The 16,110-nt window shown below is 46.9% G+C and carries 17 protein-coding genes; 5 read left to right on the top strand and 12 right to left on the bottom strand.

The window, feature by feature from the left end:
• Window positions 1-41 precede the first annotated feature (41 nt).
• On the top strand, window positions 42-824 hold the full coding sequence (xni, locus tag KIO97_RS22840) for a flap endonuclease Xni (RefSeq protein WP_285384016.1): 783 nt from the start codon (window positions 42-44) through the stop codon (window positions 822-824).
• A 192-nt stretch (window positions 825-1,016) separates the two neighbouring features.
• The gene (locus KIO97_RS22835; protein ID WP_005530666.1) at window positions 1,017-1,769 is read left to right on the top strand and encodes a DNA/RNA non-specific endonuclease; all 753 of its coding nucleotides are present in this window, start codon (window positions 1,017-1,019) and stop codon (window positions 1,767-1,769) included.
• Window positions 1,770-1,858: 89 nt separating this feature from the next.
• Here the strand turns inward: KIO97_RS22835 and rlmM are convergent, their stop codons facing one another.
• The 7 genes from rlmM to pomA form a co-directional block, all read right to left on the bottom strand.
• A complete protein-coding gene (gene rlmM, locus KIO97_RS22830) occupies window positions 1,859-2,950 on the bottom strand; it encodes a 23S rRNA (cytidine(2498)-2'-O)-methyltransferase RlmM (protein WP_010648228.1) in 1,092 nt (363 codons plus the stop codon).
• Complete coding sequence (locus tag KIO97_RS22825; protein ID WP_285384015.1) at window positions 2,947-3,345, bottom strand: DUF423 domain-containing protein; 399 nt, start codon at window positions 3,343-3,345, stop codon at window positions 2,947-2,949. The genes rlmM and KIO97_RS22825 overlap by 4 nt, the downstream gene beginning before the upstream one ends.
• Window positions 3,335-3,958 carry an alpha/beta fold hydrolase gene (locus KIO97_RS22820; RefSeq protein WP_285384014.1) on the bottom strand — a complete coding sequence of 208 codons (624 nt, stop codon included), beginning with the start codon at window positions 3,956-3,958 and terminating at the stop codon, window positions 3,335-3,337. Before KIO97_RS22820 ends, KIO97_RS22825 begins: the two co-directional genes overlap by 11 nt.
• Window positions 3,939-4,859 carry a transcriptional regulator GcvA gene (locus KIO97_RS22815; RefSeq protein ID WP_005447583.1) on the bottom strand — a complete coding sequence of 307 codons (921 nt, stop codon included), beginning with the start codon at window positions 4,857-4,859 and terminating at the stop codon, window positions 3,939-3,941. The genes KIO97_RS22820 and KIO97_RS22815 overlap by 20 nt, the downstream gene beginning before the upstream one ends.
• A gap of 535 nt (window positions 4,860-5,394) precedes the next feature.
• On the bottom strand, window positions 5,395-6,843 hold the full coding sequence (gene thiI, locus KIO97_RS22810) for a tRNA uracil 4-sulfurtransferase ThiI (protein ID WP_045397280.1): 1,449 nt from the start codon (window positions 6,841-6,843) through the stop codon (window positions 5,395-5,397).
• 198 nt (window positions 6,844-7,041) lie between these two features.
• Window positions 7,042-7,986 carry a flagellar motor protein MotB gene (locus KIO97_RS22805; RefSeq protein ID WP_285384013.1) on the bottom strand — a complete coding sequence of 315 codons (945 nt, stop codon included), beginning with the start codon at window positions 7,984-7,986 and terminating at the stop codon, window positions 7,042-7,044.
• Window positions 7,987-8,001: 15 nt separating this feature from the next.
• Entirely contained in the window at window positions 8,002-8,763 is a 762-nt protein-coding gene (pomA, locus tag KIO97_RS22800; protein WP_005427558.1) for a flagellar motor protein PomA, read from the bottom strand.
• Between the two features lie 265 nt (window positions 8,764-9,028).
• Here pomA and xseB point away from each other — a divergent pair, with 265 nt between their 5' ends.
• The 3 genes from xseB to dxs are packed head-to-tail and all read left to right on the top strand — an operon-like array spanning window position 9,029 to window position 12,062.
• Window positions 9,029-9,271, top strand: a complete 243-nt coding sequence (gene xseB / locus KIO97_RS22795) for an exodeoxyribonuclease VII small subunit (protein WP_005427560.1) — start codon at window positions 9,029-9,031, stop codon at window positions 9,269-9,271.
• Window positions 9,272-9,292: 21 nt separating this feature from the next.
• Complete coding sequence (gene ispA, locus KIO97_RS22790; RefSeq protein WP_285384012.1) at window positions 9,293-10,177, top strand: (2E,6E)-farnesyl diphosphate synthase; 885 nt, start codon at window positions 9,293-9,295, stop codon at window positions 10,175-10,177.
• 19 nt (window positions 10,178-10,196) lie between these two features.
• Window positions 10,197-12,062, top strand: coding sequence for a 1-deoxy-D-xylulose-5-phosphate synthase (gene dxs, locus KIO97_RS22785; protein WP_285384011.1), 1,866 nt, complete (start codon window positions 10,197-10,199; stop codon window positions 12,060-12,062).
• A 120-nt stretch (window positions 12,063-12,182) separates the two neighbouring features.
• Here the strand turns inward: dxs and pgpA are convergent, their stop codons facing one another.
• The 5 genes from pgpA to ribBA all read right to left on the bottom strand — a co-directional run bounded on the left by pgpA (window position 12,183) and on the right by ribBA (window position 16,004).
• On the bottom strand, window positions 12,183-12,686 hold the full coding sequence (gene pgpA / locus KIO97_RS22780) for a phosphatidylglycerophosphatase A (protein ID WP_285384010.1): 504 nt from the start codon (window positions 12,684-12,686) through the stop codon (window positions 12,183-12,185).
• Window positions 12,687-12,743: 57 nt separating this feature from the next.
• Complete coding sequence (gene thiL, locus KIO97_RS22775) at window positions 12,744-13,709, bottom strand: thiamine-phosphate kinase (RefSeq protein ID WP_045397272.1); 966 nt, start codon at window positions 13,707-13,709, stop codon at window positions 12,744-12,746.
• 78 nt (window positions 13,710-13,787) lie between these two features.
• A complete protein-coding gene (gene nusB / locus KIO97_RS22770) occupies window positions 13,788-14,255 on the bottom strand; it encodes a transcription antitermination factor NusB (protein ID WP_005440182.1) in 468 nt (155 codons plus the stop codon).
• A complete protein-coding gene (gene ribE, locus KIO97_RS22765) occupies window positions 14,255-14,725 on the bottom strand; it encodes a 6,7-dimethyl-8-ribityllumazine synthase (RefSeq protein WP_005440184.1) in 471 nt (156 codons plus the stop codon). Before ribE ends, nusB begins: the two co-directional genes overlap by 1 nt.
• Before the next feature lie 169 nt (window positions 14,726-14,894).
• The gene (gene ribBA / locus KIO97_RS22760) at window positions 14,895-16,004 is read right to left on the bottom strand and encodes a bifunctional 3,4-dihydroxy-2-butanone-4-phosphate synthase/GTP cyclohydrolase II (protein ID WP_038891655.1); all 1,110 of its coding nucleotides are present in this window, start codon (window positions 16,002-16,004) and stop codon (window positions 14,895-14,897) included.
• Window positions 16,005-16,110 lie beyond the last annotated feature (106 nt).

The following is a 16,110-nucleotide window of genomic DNA, read 5'->3' as shown; positions in this document are numbered from 1 at the left end:
ACACTAGGGGCATTACGCCCCTTTTTTATTGCTAAGTCATTATGTCTATTCATCTTGTTATCATTGATGCCCTAAACCTGATCCGCCGCGTGCACTCAGCGCAACCCGATCCTACTGACATAGCAAGAACCATTACCACCACAGGCAGAACACTGACTCGCATCCTGTCTGAAGCGCAACCGACGCACATCATCGCGGTATTCGATCACCACGAGCAAGATCGCGGCTGGCGCGCAGAAATCCTCCCGGACTACAAACAAAACCGAAAGCCCATGCCAGAGCCTTTGATGAAAGGCTTAGACGCGATTCAACAAGCGTGGTGGGAACAAGGTATTGATTCGCTGCTGTCTGAAGGCGATGAGGCGGATGACTTGGTTGCAACTCTGGCCACCAAAGTCGCCAGTCACGGAGAGAAGGTCACGATAGTTTCGACCGATAAAGGATACTGCCAGTTGCTGTCCCCGACTTTGCAAATTCGTGATTACTTCCAACACCGCTGGCTAGATGAGCCGTTTATCGAAAAAGAGTTTGGCGTAAAGCCCTCTCAGCTTGCTGACTACTGGGGCTTAACGGGCATCAGTTCAAGCCAAGTTCCGGGCGTTCCCGGTGTAGGTCCAAAAGCAGCAAAGGAAATTCTCACTCAGTTTGAGGACATTGAAACGGCATACGCAAGTGAAGAGCTGGTACCGAAGTATCGTAAGAAGTTGGATGAACACATTGAGTCTGCGCGTCTATGCAAGCGAGTAGCAGCGCTGAAATGCGATATCGATCTCGGCTTTAACCTGCAAGATATTCGCTTTACCGGACCAAATAAAGCCGAGTAAGCACATCTCTTTATGCCGTCAGTTTTGGGTTAGACAACACGTTTATAAAATTTGTTGTGTAACCCTTTACATTCACAGCAATGATATTTACCCCATTATTAACCTACAAGGTACTGATTAGTTTATAAGCTAATTCACAGTCTTAGTAAGTAACTTCATTATTTTCAGATCTCCCTATAACGGAGAAAAATAATGAAAAACATAATCTTAGTATCTTTAGTAACACTCCTATCCCTCCCTGCTCTTGCTGAAACTTGCGGTCAACACCTTGATAAAGGCATGCCTTCAACCAACAGCGATCAGTTCCTTTGCCGAGATGGCTATGCGGTTGGGTACAACTATGACACCAAAAACGCAGACTGGGTTGCTTACCACATCACCGCGGAAAGCGTGAACATCACCAACAAACGCAGCAACGCCTTCAAAGAAGACTCCGAAATGCCGGATTACGCACGCTCTACCCTAGCGGACTACAAAGGCTCAGGGTACGACAGAGGACACCTTGCGCCATCAGCGACAATGGATTTCAGCCAAGAGTCAATGAAGCAAAGCTTTTTGATGAGTAACATGTCACCTCAACTTCCGGGGTTTAACCGAGTTGGTTGGCGAGTTTTAGAAGAGCATGTTCGTGATCTCGCCAATGAATACAACGAGCTTTATGTGGTAACTGGGCCGATTTATCAAGGCAACGAGGGAACAATCGGTAATGGCGTGGTGATCCCAAGCGCGTTTTACAAAGTCATTCTTGATCCAAGCTTTGATGAAGCCATTGCGTTCATTGTCCCACACCGTGATGTTTCAAGCTCTGAGTTAGCCAACTTTATTACCACCATTGACGAAGTTGAACGTCAAACTGGATTAGACTTTTTTGCTCAAACGCCAGATAGCATTGAGGACAATATGGAATCATTAAGATGGGAAGAGATGTGGCCTACAAGCAACTAAGTGACGGTCACGGTTCTTAAACCGCAATAAAAAAGCGCCCTACTGTAGGCGCTTTTTTGATTCCGCTCTATCGCATAGTAACGCGTAGATTAGTGTGGGGAGATGTTAGACAAGCACTGAATGTGAATCGTGATCTCTTCACGGTCATGGTATAAGTGCTTCGCTTGCAGCTTGAATTTCACTTTGTTCTCAATCAGGAACGTTTTTAGGTTTTCAAGATCTTGCAGCACTTCGTCGTAGCGACCTTTCATTGGTAGCTTAAGGTTGAAAATCGCCTCTTTCGCCCAACCTTTTAGCAGCCACTGACCCATAAGGTGTGCAACGCGTGCTGGCTTCTCAACCATGTCACACACAATCCAAGTCACGTTTTTACGGTCTGGTTCGAATTTAAAGCCATCCACCATGTGGTGTTTAATTTGACCCGTTTCCATTAGGCTATCCGCCATCATGCCGTTATCCACACAGTGAACAAACATCGAACGTTTTACTAATTGGTAAGTCCAACCGCCCGGACAAGCACCTAGGTCAACACCCCACATGCCAGGAGCCAAACGCTCATCCCACTCCTCACGAGGAATAAAGACATGGAATGCTTCTTCCAATTTCAGCGTAGAACGGCTTGGCGCGTCTGCAGGGAACTTAAGGCGAGGAATGCCCATAAAGAACTGCGAGTTGTTGCCTGGGTAAGAGTAACCCACGTAACAATGACCTGGCGCCACAAAACAAATATGCAGTACTGGCTTCTTCGCGTTGTCTTTGTTCCACATCAGACCTTTACCACGCATCGCTTGACGCATTGGTACTGTGAACTTTCGGCAGAACTTCAGTAGTTCTTTCGCTTCGTTAGTGTCTGGGGTTTCAATACGCAGATCACCACAACGCGGGAATGCTTCAATTTCAGACAGTTCAGCCAAAATAGGGCTGATACGGTCATCGCTTGGTAGCGCTTCAAACTCAGCAGCCACAGCAAACATCTGACGTGCAAAAATCAGTGCGCTAAAGTCGATGCCTTTTGCTAGCTTATCTGCGTCTCCATCTTGGTAACATTCGAAGACAACATAACCTGAGTTTTTCTTCACACGAGGGAAGCCATACACTTCCAGCTGTGTTGCTTTGTCCTGAATTTCACCAGCACACTCTTTCTCAAAGCCAGAACGGCAATAGAGCATTAGTTGTTTCACTTGGAGACCTCTTTGATATTAAACGCAGCAAAAAAGAACAGACACCAGCCGATCATGAACAACAATCCTCCCATTGGAGTAATTGGTCCAAACCACTTAATGCCCGTCAGCGCCAGCGCGTAAAGACTGCCGCTAAAACAAAAGATGCCGATGATAAAGCAAATCGCCGCGATGAAAAAATACTTTTGTGCTTTTTGTCCCAAATTGAGCAGCAGCAAAATCGCACAAAATGCGATAGCCAAAGTATGGATGAACTGGTACAAAACGCCGGTTTCAAATACGCCAAGTAAATAAGGCGATAACTTTGCTTTCAAACCATGTGCAGCAAATGCACCTAACGCCACCGAGGTTAAGCCAGAAAGACCTATAAACGAGAGTAACCACTTACTTTTCACGGTACACCTCTTTAATAAATGCCGCTAACTGCTCTACCGTCGAGGCAATGTTGCCTGCTTCTGTGTAACCAGAGCTCTTACGTGGCTTAAAGCTGTGGTCACCATCTGGCAGAAAGCTCACTGTGACCTGCTCTGATAATGCAAAGCCTTCGAACTCTTCGCGCTTACCGAATGTATCGCGCTCACCTTGTAGAATTAAGGTTGGCTTGTCGATGCTAGCTAAATGCTCACCTTTGTATTTCTCTGGCTTACCGGGTGGGTGAAAAGGAAAACCTAAACAAGCAATACCCGCCACCAGCTCATTGTCAGCAAGTAAGCTCGACATACGTCCACCCATCGACTTGCCACCAATCACGATAGGTCGAGTAGTAAAGTGATCGATCACTTCTTCATAGGCTTCAAGAAGCTTTGGCGCACGATCTGGCGGACGCTTCTTACCGTCTTCCGCTCGCTTAACCATATAAGGGAAATTAAAACGCACCACGCGTATACCCTGCTCAACTAATCCTTTGGCAACAGCAGTCATGAAATCGTGCTCCATGCCTGCCCCTGCGCCGTGAGCAAAAATAAACAGCGGCCCATTTTCAGGTCCCTCAGCTATCCAATGGCTCATCCAATACTTCCTCTTGTTCTTTTCTCGCAGTAGCCAGCATCCAGTCCCTAAACGTCGCGATACGGCCCATGTCCGCTTGCTGTTCGTGACACACCACATAGAAGGCATTCTTCGACACCAATACCTCATCAAATGGCGCGATTAAGCGTCCCGCTTCCATTTCAGGTTTGGCTAGCACGTTGTTACCTAGAGCAACACCTTGTCCGTGCGCAGCAGCTTGAAGCACCATGGTCGAGTGGCTGAAAATAGGACCATGGTTCACATTGATGCCTTCGATATTCTGCTGGCGAGCAAACTGCTTCCAATCTTTACGAGAAGTATCATGTAACAAGGTGTGTAATTTGAGGTCACTTAGAGATTCTAATGGTTTGTTACCCAAAAGTAACGAAGGTGAACAAAGTGGGATCAAAAACTCTTGGTAGAGTTTATCGGCACGCAAACCAGGCCAGTTACCTCGACCATAATAGATAGCCACATCAACATCATCAGTCAGTGAACCTTCATCCATATCAACCGCTTTGATACGCACGTCAATGTCTGGTTCTTGGGCATTAAAATCGGCCAAACGCGGCACCAACCACTGGATAGCAAAACTTGGTGGCAAACTGATGGTCAGCGCCCCTTTTTCGCTACGTTCCAATACCTTATCGGTCGCTTCGGCTATCGAAGTGAAGATATCTTTGATGTCCAGAAAGTAACTTTGCCCCTCTTCTGTCAGCAACAATGAACGATTGCGACGACGGAAAAGTTTCAACGATAGGAACTCTTCAAGAGCTTTAATCTGATGACTTACAGCCGCTTGAGTAACAAACAACTCTTCAGCGGCACGGGTAAAACTAAGATGGCGAGCAGCCGCTTCAAAAACGCGAAGTGAATTCAACGGAGGCAATCTGCGAGACATTATGGGACCTCAAGTAGGATTAGTTTTTTTTATCTGAAACATTATAAAATGTCCGTTGCCGAACAGCCAGATAAATTCTATATTTCACCCCGCAACACGAGCCTGAACGGCTTGATTCCATTTGTGAATCAATTGGCTTCGTTGTTGCGATGTTGTGTTTGCAAACTCGTATTTCGAGTTAGGTAGATTTCTACCATATGTTTTGTCCACACTCCCTGTGACAAAACAGATACTTCCTGTATTTATTTTGACCTGTCTGTCAAATTTCTTGCACCGCCTTATTAGGCGGTGTTTTTTTATCTAAAAAATCCCACCGTCCCTCTTCTCCAGGAATTGGTATCAACATCACCTTTTCAACCGAATTTCGGATTAATTATCGTTATATCAATACTAATTACGAAGTGTGAGATTGAGTTCAATATTATCACTTTATAAAACAAAATTTTGCACGAGTTAAAACAAAAAAAAGCGCAAACTGATTTCTCAGTCTGCGCTTTGTGATTCTCTGCTTTGCTACGCGATTAAGGACGCGCGATTAAGGGCGGTAAACCTTCACGTTGTTGAAGCCTTGTTCTTGCAAGTAAAGCGCTTGCAGACGGCTCATCACGCCACGGTCACAGTACAGTAGGTATGTCTTCGCTTGATCTAGATCGCCAAACTGAGTACCCAGCTTGTAGAACGGGATGTGTTTTACTTCAACGCCATCGATTTCTAGTGGGTTATCGTCTTCCTCTTCAGGGCTACGAATATCCAGTACGATTGCGTGCTCTTCTACAGCTTGTACTTGCTCAACTTCTGGAGCCGCTTGCTCAGACTCTTTCGCGATATCACGGATGTCCATCATGCGAGCGTCTTGAACCACTTGCTCAAGGATGCTGAAGTCGAATTTCTGCTCTTCTGCTTCTAGCTTGCCTTTCACCGCTTTCACAGTTGGCTTCTTAGAGATAACACCACAGTATTCTGGCATTGTCTTCGCGAAGTCTTCAGTGCCGATTTCACGCGCTAGGTTGATGATGTCTTCTTTGTCCCAGTTGATTAGCGGGCGAAGAATCAGCGTGTCTGTCACGTTGTCGATATGGCGTAGGTTGGTTAGCGTCTGGCTTGATACTTGACCTAGCGCTTCACCTGTCACCAATGCTTCGATCTTCATCTTCTGAGCAATCATGCCTGCTGCACGCATGAACATACGCTTCAGGATCACACCCATTTGGCCGTCATCAACTTTCTCTAGGATTTCAGCCACTACTGGTTCGAAATCAACTGAGATGAAACGTACTTTTGCTGAAGAACCGTATTTGTTCCAGAGGTAGTGAGAAACCTGCTTAACGCCGATTTCGTGCGCTGGACCACCTAGGTTAAAGAAACAGTAATGTACTTTAGAGCCACGTTTGATGTGTAGGTAGCTTGAAACACCAGAGTCGAAGCCACCTGAGATTAGGCTTAGTACGTCTTCTTGTGTACCTAGAGGGAAACCGCCTAGGCCTTTGTGACGTGCCAACACTTGGTTTAGCTTGTCGTTGGTTACTTCAACGTTGATCGTTACGTCTGGCTTGCTTAGCTTAACGCGAGCGCTTTCTACCGCTTGGTTAAGGCCGCCGCCTACGTAACGCTCTAGCTCAATAGAAGTAAAATCGTGTTTACCACGACGCTTAGCGCGCACTACGAAGGTCTTGCCTTCAATCAGTGAACCGCTTAGCTCTAAAACTTGCTCGTAAATGTCGTGCAAGTCTTTGAATTCGGTTTGCTTTACTTCAAGAACGTGGTGAATACCTGGCGTGTGCGTCAGGATTTCTAAAACTTCAGCGTGGAACTCGTCACTCTCAGAGGTCACTTCAATGTGATCACGACGGTTGAATACCGCGACAGATTCCGTACGGCTCTTAACGATGTTACGAATGTTGCACTCTAAAATCTTTGTGAAGCGCTTACGCACAGATTCACTTTTTACAAAAATTTCTGGATGGGGCTTTACAATAAATTTCATAGTCTAGTTCGCAGGTTAGTTTCGCAATCAACAATGAGTGATACTCCACCTCGATGCTTCATACGCAGCAAAAGCGCGTCTTGGTCACAAAAGTTAGTCTGAGCTCACTTCAAAGGCGCAAGATTATACACCTAAGCGAAATGGAATGACAAAAAAAGCGAGCTAACGCTCGCTTTTAGTATAAGAACAAATATCCGCTTATTGAATTACGGGCACTTCTTCGCTGTAAAGTGGCTCACCTTGCATGATGCTGATTTCAACACGGCGGTTAAGTGCGCGGTTCGCATCAGAATCGTTTGGTGCTAGCGGTTCGGTATCTGCCATGCCTCTTACGCGCAAACGTTGATGCGAGAAGCCTCGTACCTTCTCCATTTCTTGAGCAACCGACACCGCTCTTTGCGACGACAAGTCCCAATTGGAGCGATACAGCTCAGAATCCAACGGTTGGTTGTCCGTATGTCCTGACACTCGAACAATGCCTGGTACGTCTTTGACCAGTTCGGCAATCTGGCGTACCAGCGGTCTGAACTTCGGCTGCAAGAACGCAGAGCCTTCAGGGAAAGCACCTTTCTCACGCATTCGAATCACGATCTGCTGACCGAGATTTTCGACCTCAATTGCGCCTTGCTCAATTTCACGCTCCAACGCTTTCTTGATGCTTTCCATCAAGGTTTCCATCTCTTGCGATGCTTGTTCAGACTGCTGTTGTTGCATGTCTGATTCCGCCGATTGGTTGTTATGCGTTGACGTTTCTGGCGATTGGCCACCCGTTAACTTACCTTGGTCTCGCTTAGTACCACCCGCTCGGTCAGATTCTCCTTCATGGAACTCCAACGTCTGCTGAGTGATGTCCATGGTTTGCTGCATGATGACATCAATCGGTGTTGGCTCTGGTCGGCCCGGTCTAAACTCTTGCGCAATGATGCTGGTGCCCTTTGGAATGTCCTTCACTTCAAGTTGGTTCTGAACACCAAAAGCAAACTTCATCGAACCCGCAATCTGTTTGAACTTCAGTACATCCATTTCCGAGAACGAAAGCAGCAGTACGAAGAAACACATCAACAGTGACATCAAGTCAGCGAATGTCCCCATCCACAGCGGGAGGCCGGGTGGTGGACAATCACATTTGTTATCTTCATCCATCAGATGACCTCCGGATTACTCATCGATCTCGAGAGCGCGTTTACCCTCGTTGAGGTAGTTCTTCAGGTAACTGTCGATAACACGTGGGTTCTGACCATCTTGGATCGCCAAAACGCCATCCATAATCAAACGACGGTTTAAGGTTTCTTGATCGCGGCGCAGCGAAAGCTTGTCGGCAATTGGGAAAAACACCATGTTAGATAGCACCGCACCGTATAAGGTAGTCAAAAGCGCTACCGCCATCGCAGGACCGATCGCTTTTGGGTCATCCATGTTTGAAAGCATGGCTACCAGACCAACCAGTGTACCGATCATGCCCATCGCAGGAGCTACGTCACCAAACGCACGGAATACACCGGTACCTTGCGTATGGCGTTCATCGGTAAGTGCAATGTCTTTCTGTAGTGCCGCACGTACCACATCTGCATCGTGACCATCGACTAGTAAGTCGATGCCTTTCTGCATAAAGCTGTTGTTGATTTCCATCTCTTCAAGAGCAAGGAAACCACCTTTACGTGCCGCGTCTGCCATTTCAACAATCTTAGCGATCAGGTCTTCTGGCTCATCCGCTTTAAACATGAACGCTTTACCAGCGATCTTAGTCGCGCCGAAGAACTGCCCCATGGTGAACTTCATCAGCACAACAAATGCCGAACCACCAACTACGATTAGGATTGAGGTGACGTCTACGAACATGCCAATGCTGCCACCTAGCACCATCGCCATAATGACGAATGCAAAACCACCAATCAAACCTATTAGGGTTGCTAAATCCACAAAGCACTCCTCTCGCTATACTTAAACATTGCCTAGTCAGGCGAATTATTACTTGTATCGACAACTAGAACAGTTTTTTTAGAAAAATCTTGGTCAATACATCACAAAAAGATCGTTTAGGCTCGAACTAAATGATCGAGATTGTCTCATCAGACCCGTTGAGAGCTAATTTTGTGACAATTATATAAGGTTAAATTTGACCAACTTAGTAGGCTAAGGTAACTTGCGTGCATTCTATTAGAGGCTTGATTAAGGCAGATAAAAGATGGCGGTCAAGAAACCAGAAAACATGACCTTCGAAGCAACCATTGAAGAGCTAGATAGCTTGGTTGATCAACTAGAGAATGGCGATCTTGCCCTAGATGATGCCCTACGTAAATTTGAGCGTGGCATTGCACTGGCTCGTGCTGGTCAAACTAAACTGAGCGACGCCGAACAGCGCGTTAGCATTCTTCTTAGCGAAGATGATGAAGCACCACTGAGTGACTTCAACCCTGAGTCAGAATAATTATCAGTAGTGAGCAATGTGATGCAAGAGACATTGACGTCTTATCAACAAAGAAACAACCAACAACTCAATCAGTGGCTTGAGCAACTGCCTCATCAAGAACAGCCGCTGATTCAAGCGATGAAATACGGCCTACTACTAGGCGGCAAACGTGTTCGTCCTTTCCTTGTTTACATCACTGGTCAAATGCTGGGTTGTAAACCAGAAGATCTTGATACGCCCGCTTCTGCAATAGAGTGTATCCATGCCTATTCTCTGATTCATGATGATCTACCAGCCATGGATGATGATGATTTGCGTCGCGGTCAACCAACTTGTCACATCAAGTTTGATGAAGCGACAGCCATCCTAACTGGTGATGCACTTCAAACGCTTGCCTTCACCATTCTTGTCGAAGGCGAACTGAATCCGAACGCAGAGAACCAGCGTATAAAAATGATACAAGCTCTAGCGCAAGCCTCTGGTGCGGGCGGTATGTGTCTTGGCCAAGCGTTGGATTTAGGTGCAGAAAATCGTCGTGTATCCCTCGCAGATTTGGAAGAAATTCATCGCAATAAAACTGGTGCACTGATTAACTGTGCCGTAAAACTGGGCGCGTTAGCCGCAGGCGAAAAAGGCCTAGAAGTTTTGCCACACTTAGAACGCTACTCAAAAGCGATTGGTTTGGCGTTTCAGGTTCAAGACGATATTCTTGATATCATCAGTGACACAGAAACACTGGGTAAGCCTCAAGGTTCAGACCAAGAGCTGAACAAGAGTACTTATCCATCTCTACTGGGTTTGGAGGGAGCAATGGAGAAAGCTCACACTCTGCTACAAGAAGCTCTTCAAGCATTGGAAGCAATCCCATACAATACTCAGTTACTCGAAGAGTTCGCCCGATATGTCATCGAGCGCAAGAACTAAACTATAAGCGCGCATTTATATGACTCTTGATATTTCAAAGTACCCAACACTGGCGTTAGCAAATACACCGGAGGAGTTGCGTCTTCTTCCGAAAGAAACATTGCCAACATTGTGCGATGAACTACGCACGTATCTGCTAAATTCAGTGAGTCAGTCTAGCGGACACTTAGCGTCTGGCTTAGGCACAGTAGAGCTAACCGTAGCTCTGCATTATGTATACAACACACCCGTAGATCAGTTGATCTGGGACGTAGGCCACCAGGCTTACCCACACAAGATTCTCACTGGTCGTCGTGATCAGATGCCAACTATCCGTCAGAAAGACGGCCTTCACCCATTCCCATGGCGTGAAGAGAGCGAATACGACACCCTATCCGTTGGTCACTCATCTACTTCTATCAGTGCAGGTCTTGGCATGGCCATCAGTGCGCAAAAAGAAGGTGAAGGTCGTAAAGTGGTCAGCGTTATTGGCGACGGTGCAATCACCGCAGGTATGGCTTTCGAAGCGATGAACCACGCTGGTGACGTTCACCCAGATATGCTGGTGATTCTGAACGATAACGAAATGTCGATCTCAGAAAACGTAGGCGCACTGAACAACCACCTTGCTAAAGTCCTTTCTGGCAGCCTATACACCTCTATCCGTGAAGGCGGTAAGAAAGTGTTGTCTGGCGTTCCACCAATTAAAGAGCTGGTTCGTCGTACGGAAGAGCACCTAAAAGGCATGGTTGTTCCTGGCACGTTATTCGAAGAGCTAGGCTTCAACTACATCGGCCCTATTGATGGACACGATGTGAATGAGCTGGTCAAAACGCTGAAAAACATGCGTGAGCTGAAAGGCCCTCAATTCCTGCACATCATGACCAAGAAAGGCAAAGGTTATGAACCAGCAGAGAAAGACCCTATTGGTTACCACGGTGTACCAAAGTTCGACCCATCACATAACAGTTTGCCGAAGAGCAGCGGTGGCAAGCCGACCTTCTCTAAGATCTTTGGTGATTTCCTATGTGACATGGCGGCGCAAGATCCTAAGCTGATGGCAATTACGCCAGCGATGCGTGAAGGCTCTGGTATGGTTCGCTTCTCGAAAGAGTACCCAGAGCAGTACTTTGACGTCGCGATTGCAGAGCAGCACGCCGTGACTCTCGCGACAGGTATGGCAATTGCGGGCGATCATCCGATTGTAGCAATCTACTCTACCTTCCTACAGCGTGGTTACGATCAGTTGATTCACGATGTGGCGATCATGGACTTGCCGGTGATGTTCGCTATCGACCGTGCTGGTCTGGTTGGCGCCGATGGCCAAACCCACCAAGGTGCGTTTGATCTTAGCTTCATGCGTTGTATCCCGAACATGGTGATCATGGCTCCAAGTGACGAAAACGAATGTCGTCAAATGCTGTACACGGGTCATAAGCACACAGGTCCAAGCGCGGTTCGTTACCCACGCGGTAGCGGTATGGGCACAGAAATCGAAAAAGACTTCACTGCACTTGAGATCGGTAAAGGTCGTATCGTTCGTAAAGGTGAAAAAGTGGCAATTCTTAGCTTCGGTACCTTCTTAGGTAACGCGCTAGAAGCAGCTGAAAACCTAAACGCAACGGTAGCAGACATGCGCTTTGTTAAGCCACTTGATGAAGCCTTGATTCGTCAACTAGCCGCAGAGCACGATGTTCTGGTTACGCTTGAAGAAAACGCGATTGCAGGTGGTGCTGGCGCGGGTGTGATTGAGTTTATGATGAAAGATAAAATCATCAAGCCTGTACTCAACCTTGGCTTGCCAGATCGCTTCGTTCCTCAAGGCATACAAGACGAGCTACACGAAGAGCTTGGCTTAGATGCGAAAGGCATCGAGAAGTCGATCAACGATTACTTGGCTAAGTAAGCGTACGTAATATAACGAAGTAAACACAGAAAAGGGATGCCGTGGCATCCCTTTTGTTTATTTGTCGATTGTCAGAACTATGCCATAAGTACTATGCGTTAAGGTACTATGCGATAAGTACTACATCCAGCCTGCGTATTTCGCCACTAAAAACAGTGCGATCCCCGCCATAATGCCTGCCACGATATCATCAATCATGATACCTAAACCGCCGTGAACACGTTTATCCAACCAACCTATTGGCCATGGTTTTACCATGTCAAAGAAGCGGAACAAGATAAAGCCAGTTAGTAGCCACTTCCATTCCGTCACTGGAATATTCAATGCTGGCACAAGGCTCATGGTGATCCAAAAGCCCGCAAACTCATCCCACACGATAGAGCCATGGTCGTGAACGCCCATGTCATCTGATGTCACTTGGCAAATCTTAATGCCAATCACGCAGGAGAAAAGCACGACAACCACATAAAATGGAAAAGGCAGTTGTGCCAACAGGAGGAACAAAGGCACCGCCGCAAGCGTCCCCATTGTCCCAGGCACCACTGGTGATAAGCCGCTACCAAAACCTGTCGCCAAAAGATGCCACGGGTTCTTTAATGAAATCAGAGAGAGAGGGTTGGTCATTTCCTTAAACCTATACTGCAAGTTTGGTATCAATCTTAGGCTAACGCCTAGCTCAGATTATTTAAAGTGGTCAAAGCCGCTGAGATCCCAATCAAGAGGTTGATTGTTATCGTGCAGCTCAAACGTGCCTCTTGGTCGAATCTGGCCAATACACGTGACTTTACATCCCGTGTGCGACAGTGCGCTTTGCAATGAACCGTGGTTCTGCTCTGGCACAGTAAAACACAGCTCGTACTCTTCACCACTTGATAAAGCATACTGCTGAGCGCTGACCTTATCATCTAAAAACTGAACTAATTCTGAAGATATCGGCAGCTGGGAGACATCCAGGCTAACCCCCACATCAGAACGTTTGAGAATGTGCTTGATATCAGAGATCAAACCATCAGAAATATCAATCGCCGACGATGCCAACCCAATGAGTGCTTGTCCGGCTAATACGCGAGGTGTACTGATATAATGTGCTTTTTCAAGCTCTGGCGCTGCAATGCGAGAGCGCAGTGAATCATCCAAAATCACATCCAGACCAGCTTTGGCATCACCAAGGTTACCTGTCACATACACCCAGTCACCGACTTTTGCTCCAGAACGAGTCAAAGCTTTGCCCTCTGGTACAAAGCCTTGCACCGTAAGTGTCAGGCTCAGTGGACCTTTGGTGGTATCACCGCCAATGAGTTGAATACCAAAGTAGTCTGCCAGCTCAAAAAATGCATCACAGAAAGGTGCAAGCCAAGCTTCATCTGGCTCAGGCATAGTCAATGCAAAGCTCACCCAAGCTGGGGTTGCACCCATTGCAGCCAAATCACTGATGTTAGAGGCCAGCGCCTTATGCGCGACCCAAGCAGGATTGGCCTCGGCAAGAAAATGAGTACCAGCCACCAGCGTATCGGTGCTAATGGCAATTTGTACGTTGTCTGGCGCTTTCACTAACGCACAATCGTCACCTGCCGCTAGGTGTACGTCTTTGCGCTGGTTTTGGCGTCCAACAAAGTACTTGTCGATCAGATTAAATTCACCAGACATTGTTCACTTACTGTTTGATGTAAAAGCTTTTGATACAAAAAAGGTCAGCATCTGCTGACCTTTTTAATGAAGAAATCGTTATTTCTTACGTACGTGTGGCGCCGCTTTATCTAGCACACCATTCACAAATTTGTGGCTGTCTTCTGCCGCGAATACTTTTGCAAGTTCAATCGCTTCGTTGATTACCACTTTGTAAGGAACATCTTCGCGACGAGTCATCTCGTACATAGCAAGGCGAAGAAGAGCAAGTTCCATCATGTCTAGGTCCTGCATTGGACGTGACACGTATGGACGGATTTTGCTATCTAGCTCAGAGTGGCTAAGTACAACACCGCTTAGTAGTTCACGGAAGTAAGCTACGTCTGTTTCTGGAGCAGCTAGTGCAGGCTCAGATGCGTGAAGTTCTTCTTCATCGTATTTGTCGCCAGACAAAAACTGTTCTTCGATCGTGGCAACATTGTCTTTAGTAATTTGCCATGAGTAGATCGCTTGTAGCGCGAATTGACGTGCGTTACGACGTGCGGCTGGTTTCACACTGGCCCCCATTAGGAATCAATTTCAGATAGTACGTTAATCATTTCAAGTGCGCTTAGTGCAGCCTCTGCACCTTTATTACCAGCCTTGGTTCCTGCGCGTTCAATCGCTTGATCGATAGTATCAACAGTCAGTACGCCAAACGCCACTGGAAGACTGTATTCCAGAGAAACTTGTGCAAGACCCTTGTTACACTCACTACAAACATAGTCAAAGTGTGGTGTACCGCCACGGATTACTGTACCTAGAGATACGATTGCATCGTACTTACCAGTCTTAGCAACACGTTGAGCTACTAGAGGTAGTTCTACGGCACCTGGACAACGAACAACAGTGATGTTGTCTTCGCTTACTTGTCCGTGACGCTTTAGTGTATCGATCGCACCAGATAGTAGGCTTTCGTTAATAAAACTGTTGAAACGAGAAATAACGATAGCAATTTTTGCATTTGGCGCTGGGAAGCCACCCTCGATCACTTTCATAAGCTTTCCTTTAACTCTATTTATAAGTGAAAATTGTTCATCAAGTGAGAATCGCCGGATTCTATCACAAATTTGTGAGCAATATCTAATGGAAATTGGAGACGAATCACGAGTTCCTAGCCTTAACGATGATAAGTACTCGCAAGACTAGGAACCTGTAAGTCAGTTGTTATTCGCAGACGTACTCAACTACGTTCAGGCCAAAACCGCCTAGCGCGTGGTACTTTTTGTTGGTCGAAGAAAGCAGACGCATATCGTGCACGCCTAGGTCAGCAAGAATTTGCGAACCAACGCCTACACGGCGAGAAGTGCCTTGTTTCTTCGCAAGTGTTGGGGCTTCACCTTTATCTTGCGCTTCAAACATCTTAACGCGGTGAACAAGTAGATCGGTTGATTCTTCATTGCCAAGTACAACCAATACACCACCCTCTTCGCCAATGCGCTTCATTGCCTTCTCTAGTGTCCAACTGCGCTCTGCATTGCGGTCACTACGAAGTACATCGGTAAAGACATCTTGTAGGTGGACACGAACCAATGGCGCATCTTCTGTTAGGTCACCTTTGCACATTGCGTAATGCACTTGGTTATCGATAGTGTCTTTGTAAGTCACCAGCGTAAACTCGCCGAACTCCGTTGGTAGTGCGCATTCTGCCACTCGCTCAATGGTCGTTTCTGTGTTGTTGCGGTATTCGATAAGATCCGCAATGGTACCCAGTTTCAAGCCGTGCTTTTCAGCGAACACTTCTAAATCTGGGCGGCGCGCCATCGTGCCATCGTCGTTTAGGATTTCAACGATAACCGATGCAGGCTCAAGACCTGCCAGACGAGCCAAATCACAACCAGCCTCAGTGTGGCCTGCACGAGTTAGAACACCACCATCTTGTGCTGCTAGAGGGAAGATGTGACCCGGTTGTACTAAGTCCGCCGCTTTTGCGTTTGGCGCGACTGCAGCTTGTACAGTGCGGGCGCGGTCAGCTGCAGAAATACCCGTTGTTACACCTTCAGCGGCTTCAATAGAAACGGTAAAGTTGGTAGTGTATTGTGCGTTGTTGTCTTGCACCATTGGCGGAAGGCCAAGACTCTCACAACGAGTTTTTGTCATGGTTAGACAGATTAAGCCACGGCCATGCGTAGCCATAAAGTTGATAGCTTCCGGCGTAATGTGCTCGGCAGCCATGATCAAATCACCTTCATTCTCGCGGTCTTCATCATCCATTAGGATGACCATTTTGCCTGCGCGAATGTCATCAATAATCTCTTGAGGCGTGCTGATAGGCATATTCTGTTTCCCGTTATTCAAAAATTTATTATTGCAGCAGCAATGCGTTTAACGTTTCGTTGAGTTACGTCTACTGGCTTTGGTCAGCAAAGCAGTTTGAAGCCAA

This window comes from Vibrio sp. B181a (genome assembly GCF_030248375.1).
GTDB classification, from domain to species: Bacteria; Pseudomonadota; Gammaproteobacteria; order Enterobacterales; family Vibrionaceae; genus Vibrio; species Vibrio campbellii.
Note: the sequence above shows the minus strand (reverse complement) of the source record. Positions and strands in the feature narration are given on the sequence as shown.

Bases quoted from the DNA above. Each gene is read 5' to 3' on its own strand.
- nusB (WP_005440182.1), bottom strand. From the start codon at position 14,255: ATGGGGGCCAGTGTGAAACCAGCCGCACGTCGTAACGCACGTCAATTC.
- ribE (WP_005440184.1), bottom strand. From the start codon at position 14,725: ATGAAAGTGATCGAGGGTGGCTTCCCAGCGCCAAATGCAAAAATTGCT.
- xseB (WP_005427560.1), top strand. From the start codon at position 9,029: ATGGCGGTCAAGAAACCAGAAAACATGACCTTCGAAGCAACCATTGAA.
- KIO97_RS22815 (WP_005447583.1), bottom strand. From the start codon at position 4,859: ATGTCTCGCAGATTGCCTCCGTTGAATTCACTTCGCGTTTTTGAAGCG.
- xni (WP_285384016.1), top strand. From the start codon at position 42: ATGTCTATTCATCTTGTTATCATTGATGCCCTAAACCTGATCCGCCGC.
- ribBA (WP_038891655.1), bottom strand. From the start codon at position 16,004: ATGCCTATCAGCACGCCTCAAGAGATTATTGATGACATTCGCGCAGGC.
- thiL (WP_045397272.1), bottom strand. From the start codon at position 13,709: ATGTCTGGTGAATTTAATCTGATCGACAAGTACTTTGTTGGACGCCAA.
- pgpA (WP_285384010.1), bottom strand. From the start codon at position 12,686: ATGACCAACCCTCTCTCTCTGATTTCATTAAAGAACCCGTGGCATCTT.
- ispA (WP_285384012.1), top strand. From the start codon at position 9,293: ATGCAAGAGACATTGACGTCTTATCAACAAAGAAACAACCAACAACTC.
- KIO97_RS22805 (WP_285384013.1), bottom strand. From the start codon at position 7,986: ATGGATGAAGATAACAAATGTGATTGTCCACCACCCGGCCTCCCGCTG.
- dxs (WP_285384011.1), top strand. From the start codon at position 10,197: ATGACTCTTGATATTTCAAAGTACCCAACACTGGCGTTAGCAAATACA.
- KIO97_RS22835 (WP_005530666.1), top strand. From the start codon at position 1,017: ATGAAAAACATAATCTTAGTATCTTTAGTAACACTCCTATCCCTCCCT.
- KIO97_RS22820 (WP_285384014.1), bottom strand. From the start codon at position 3,958: ATGAGCCATTGGATAGCTGAGGGACCTGAAAATGGGCCGCTGTTTATT.
- thiI (WP_045397280.1), bottom strand. From the start codon at position 6,843: ATGAAATTTATTGTAAAGCCCCATCCAGAAATTTTTGTAAAAAGTGAA.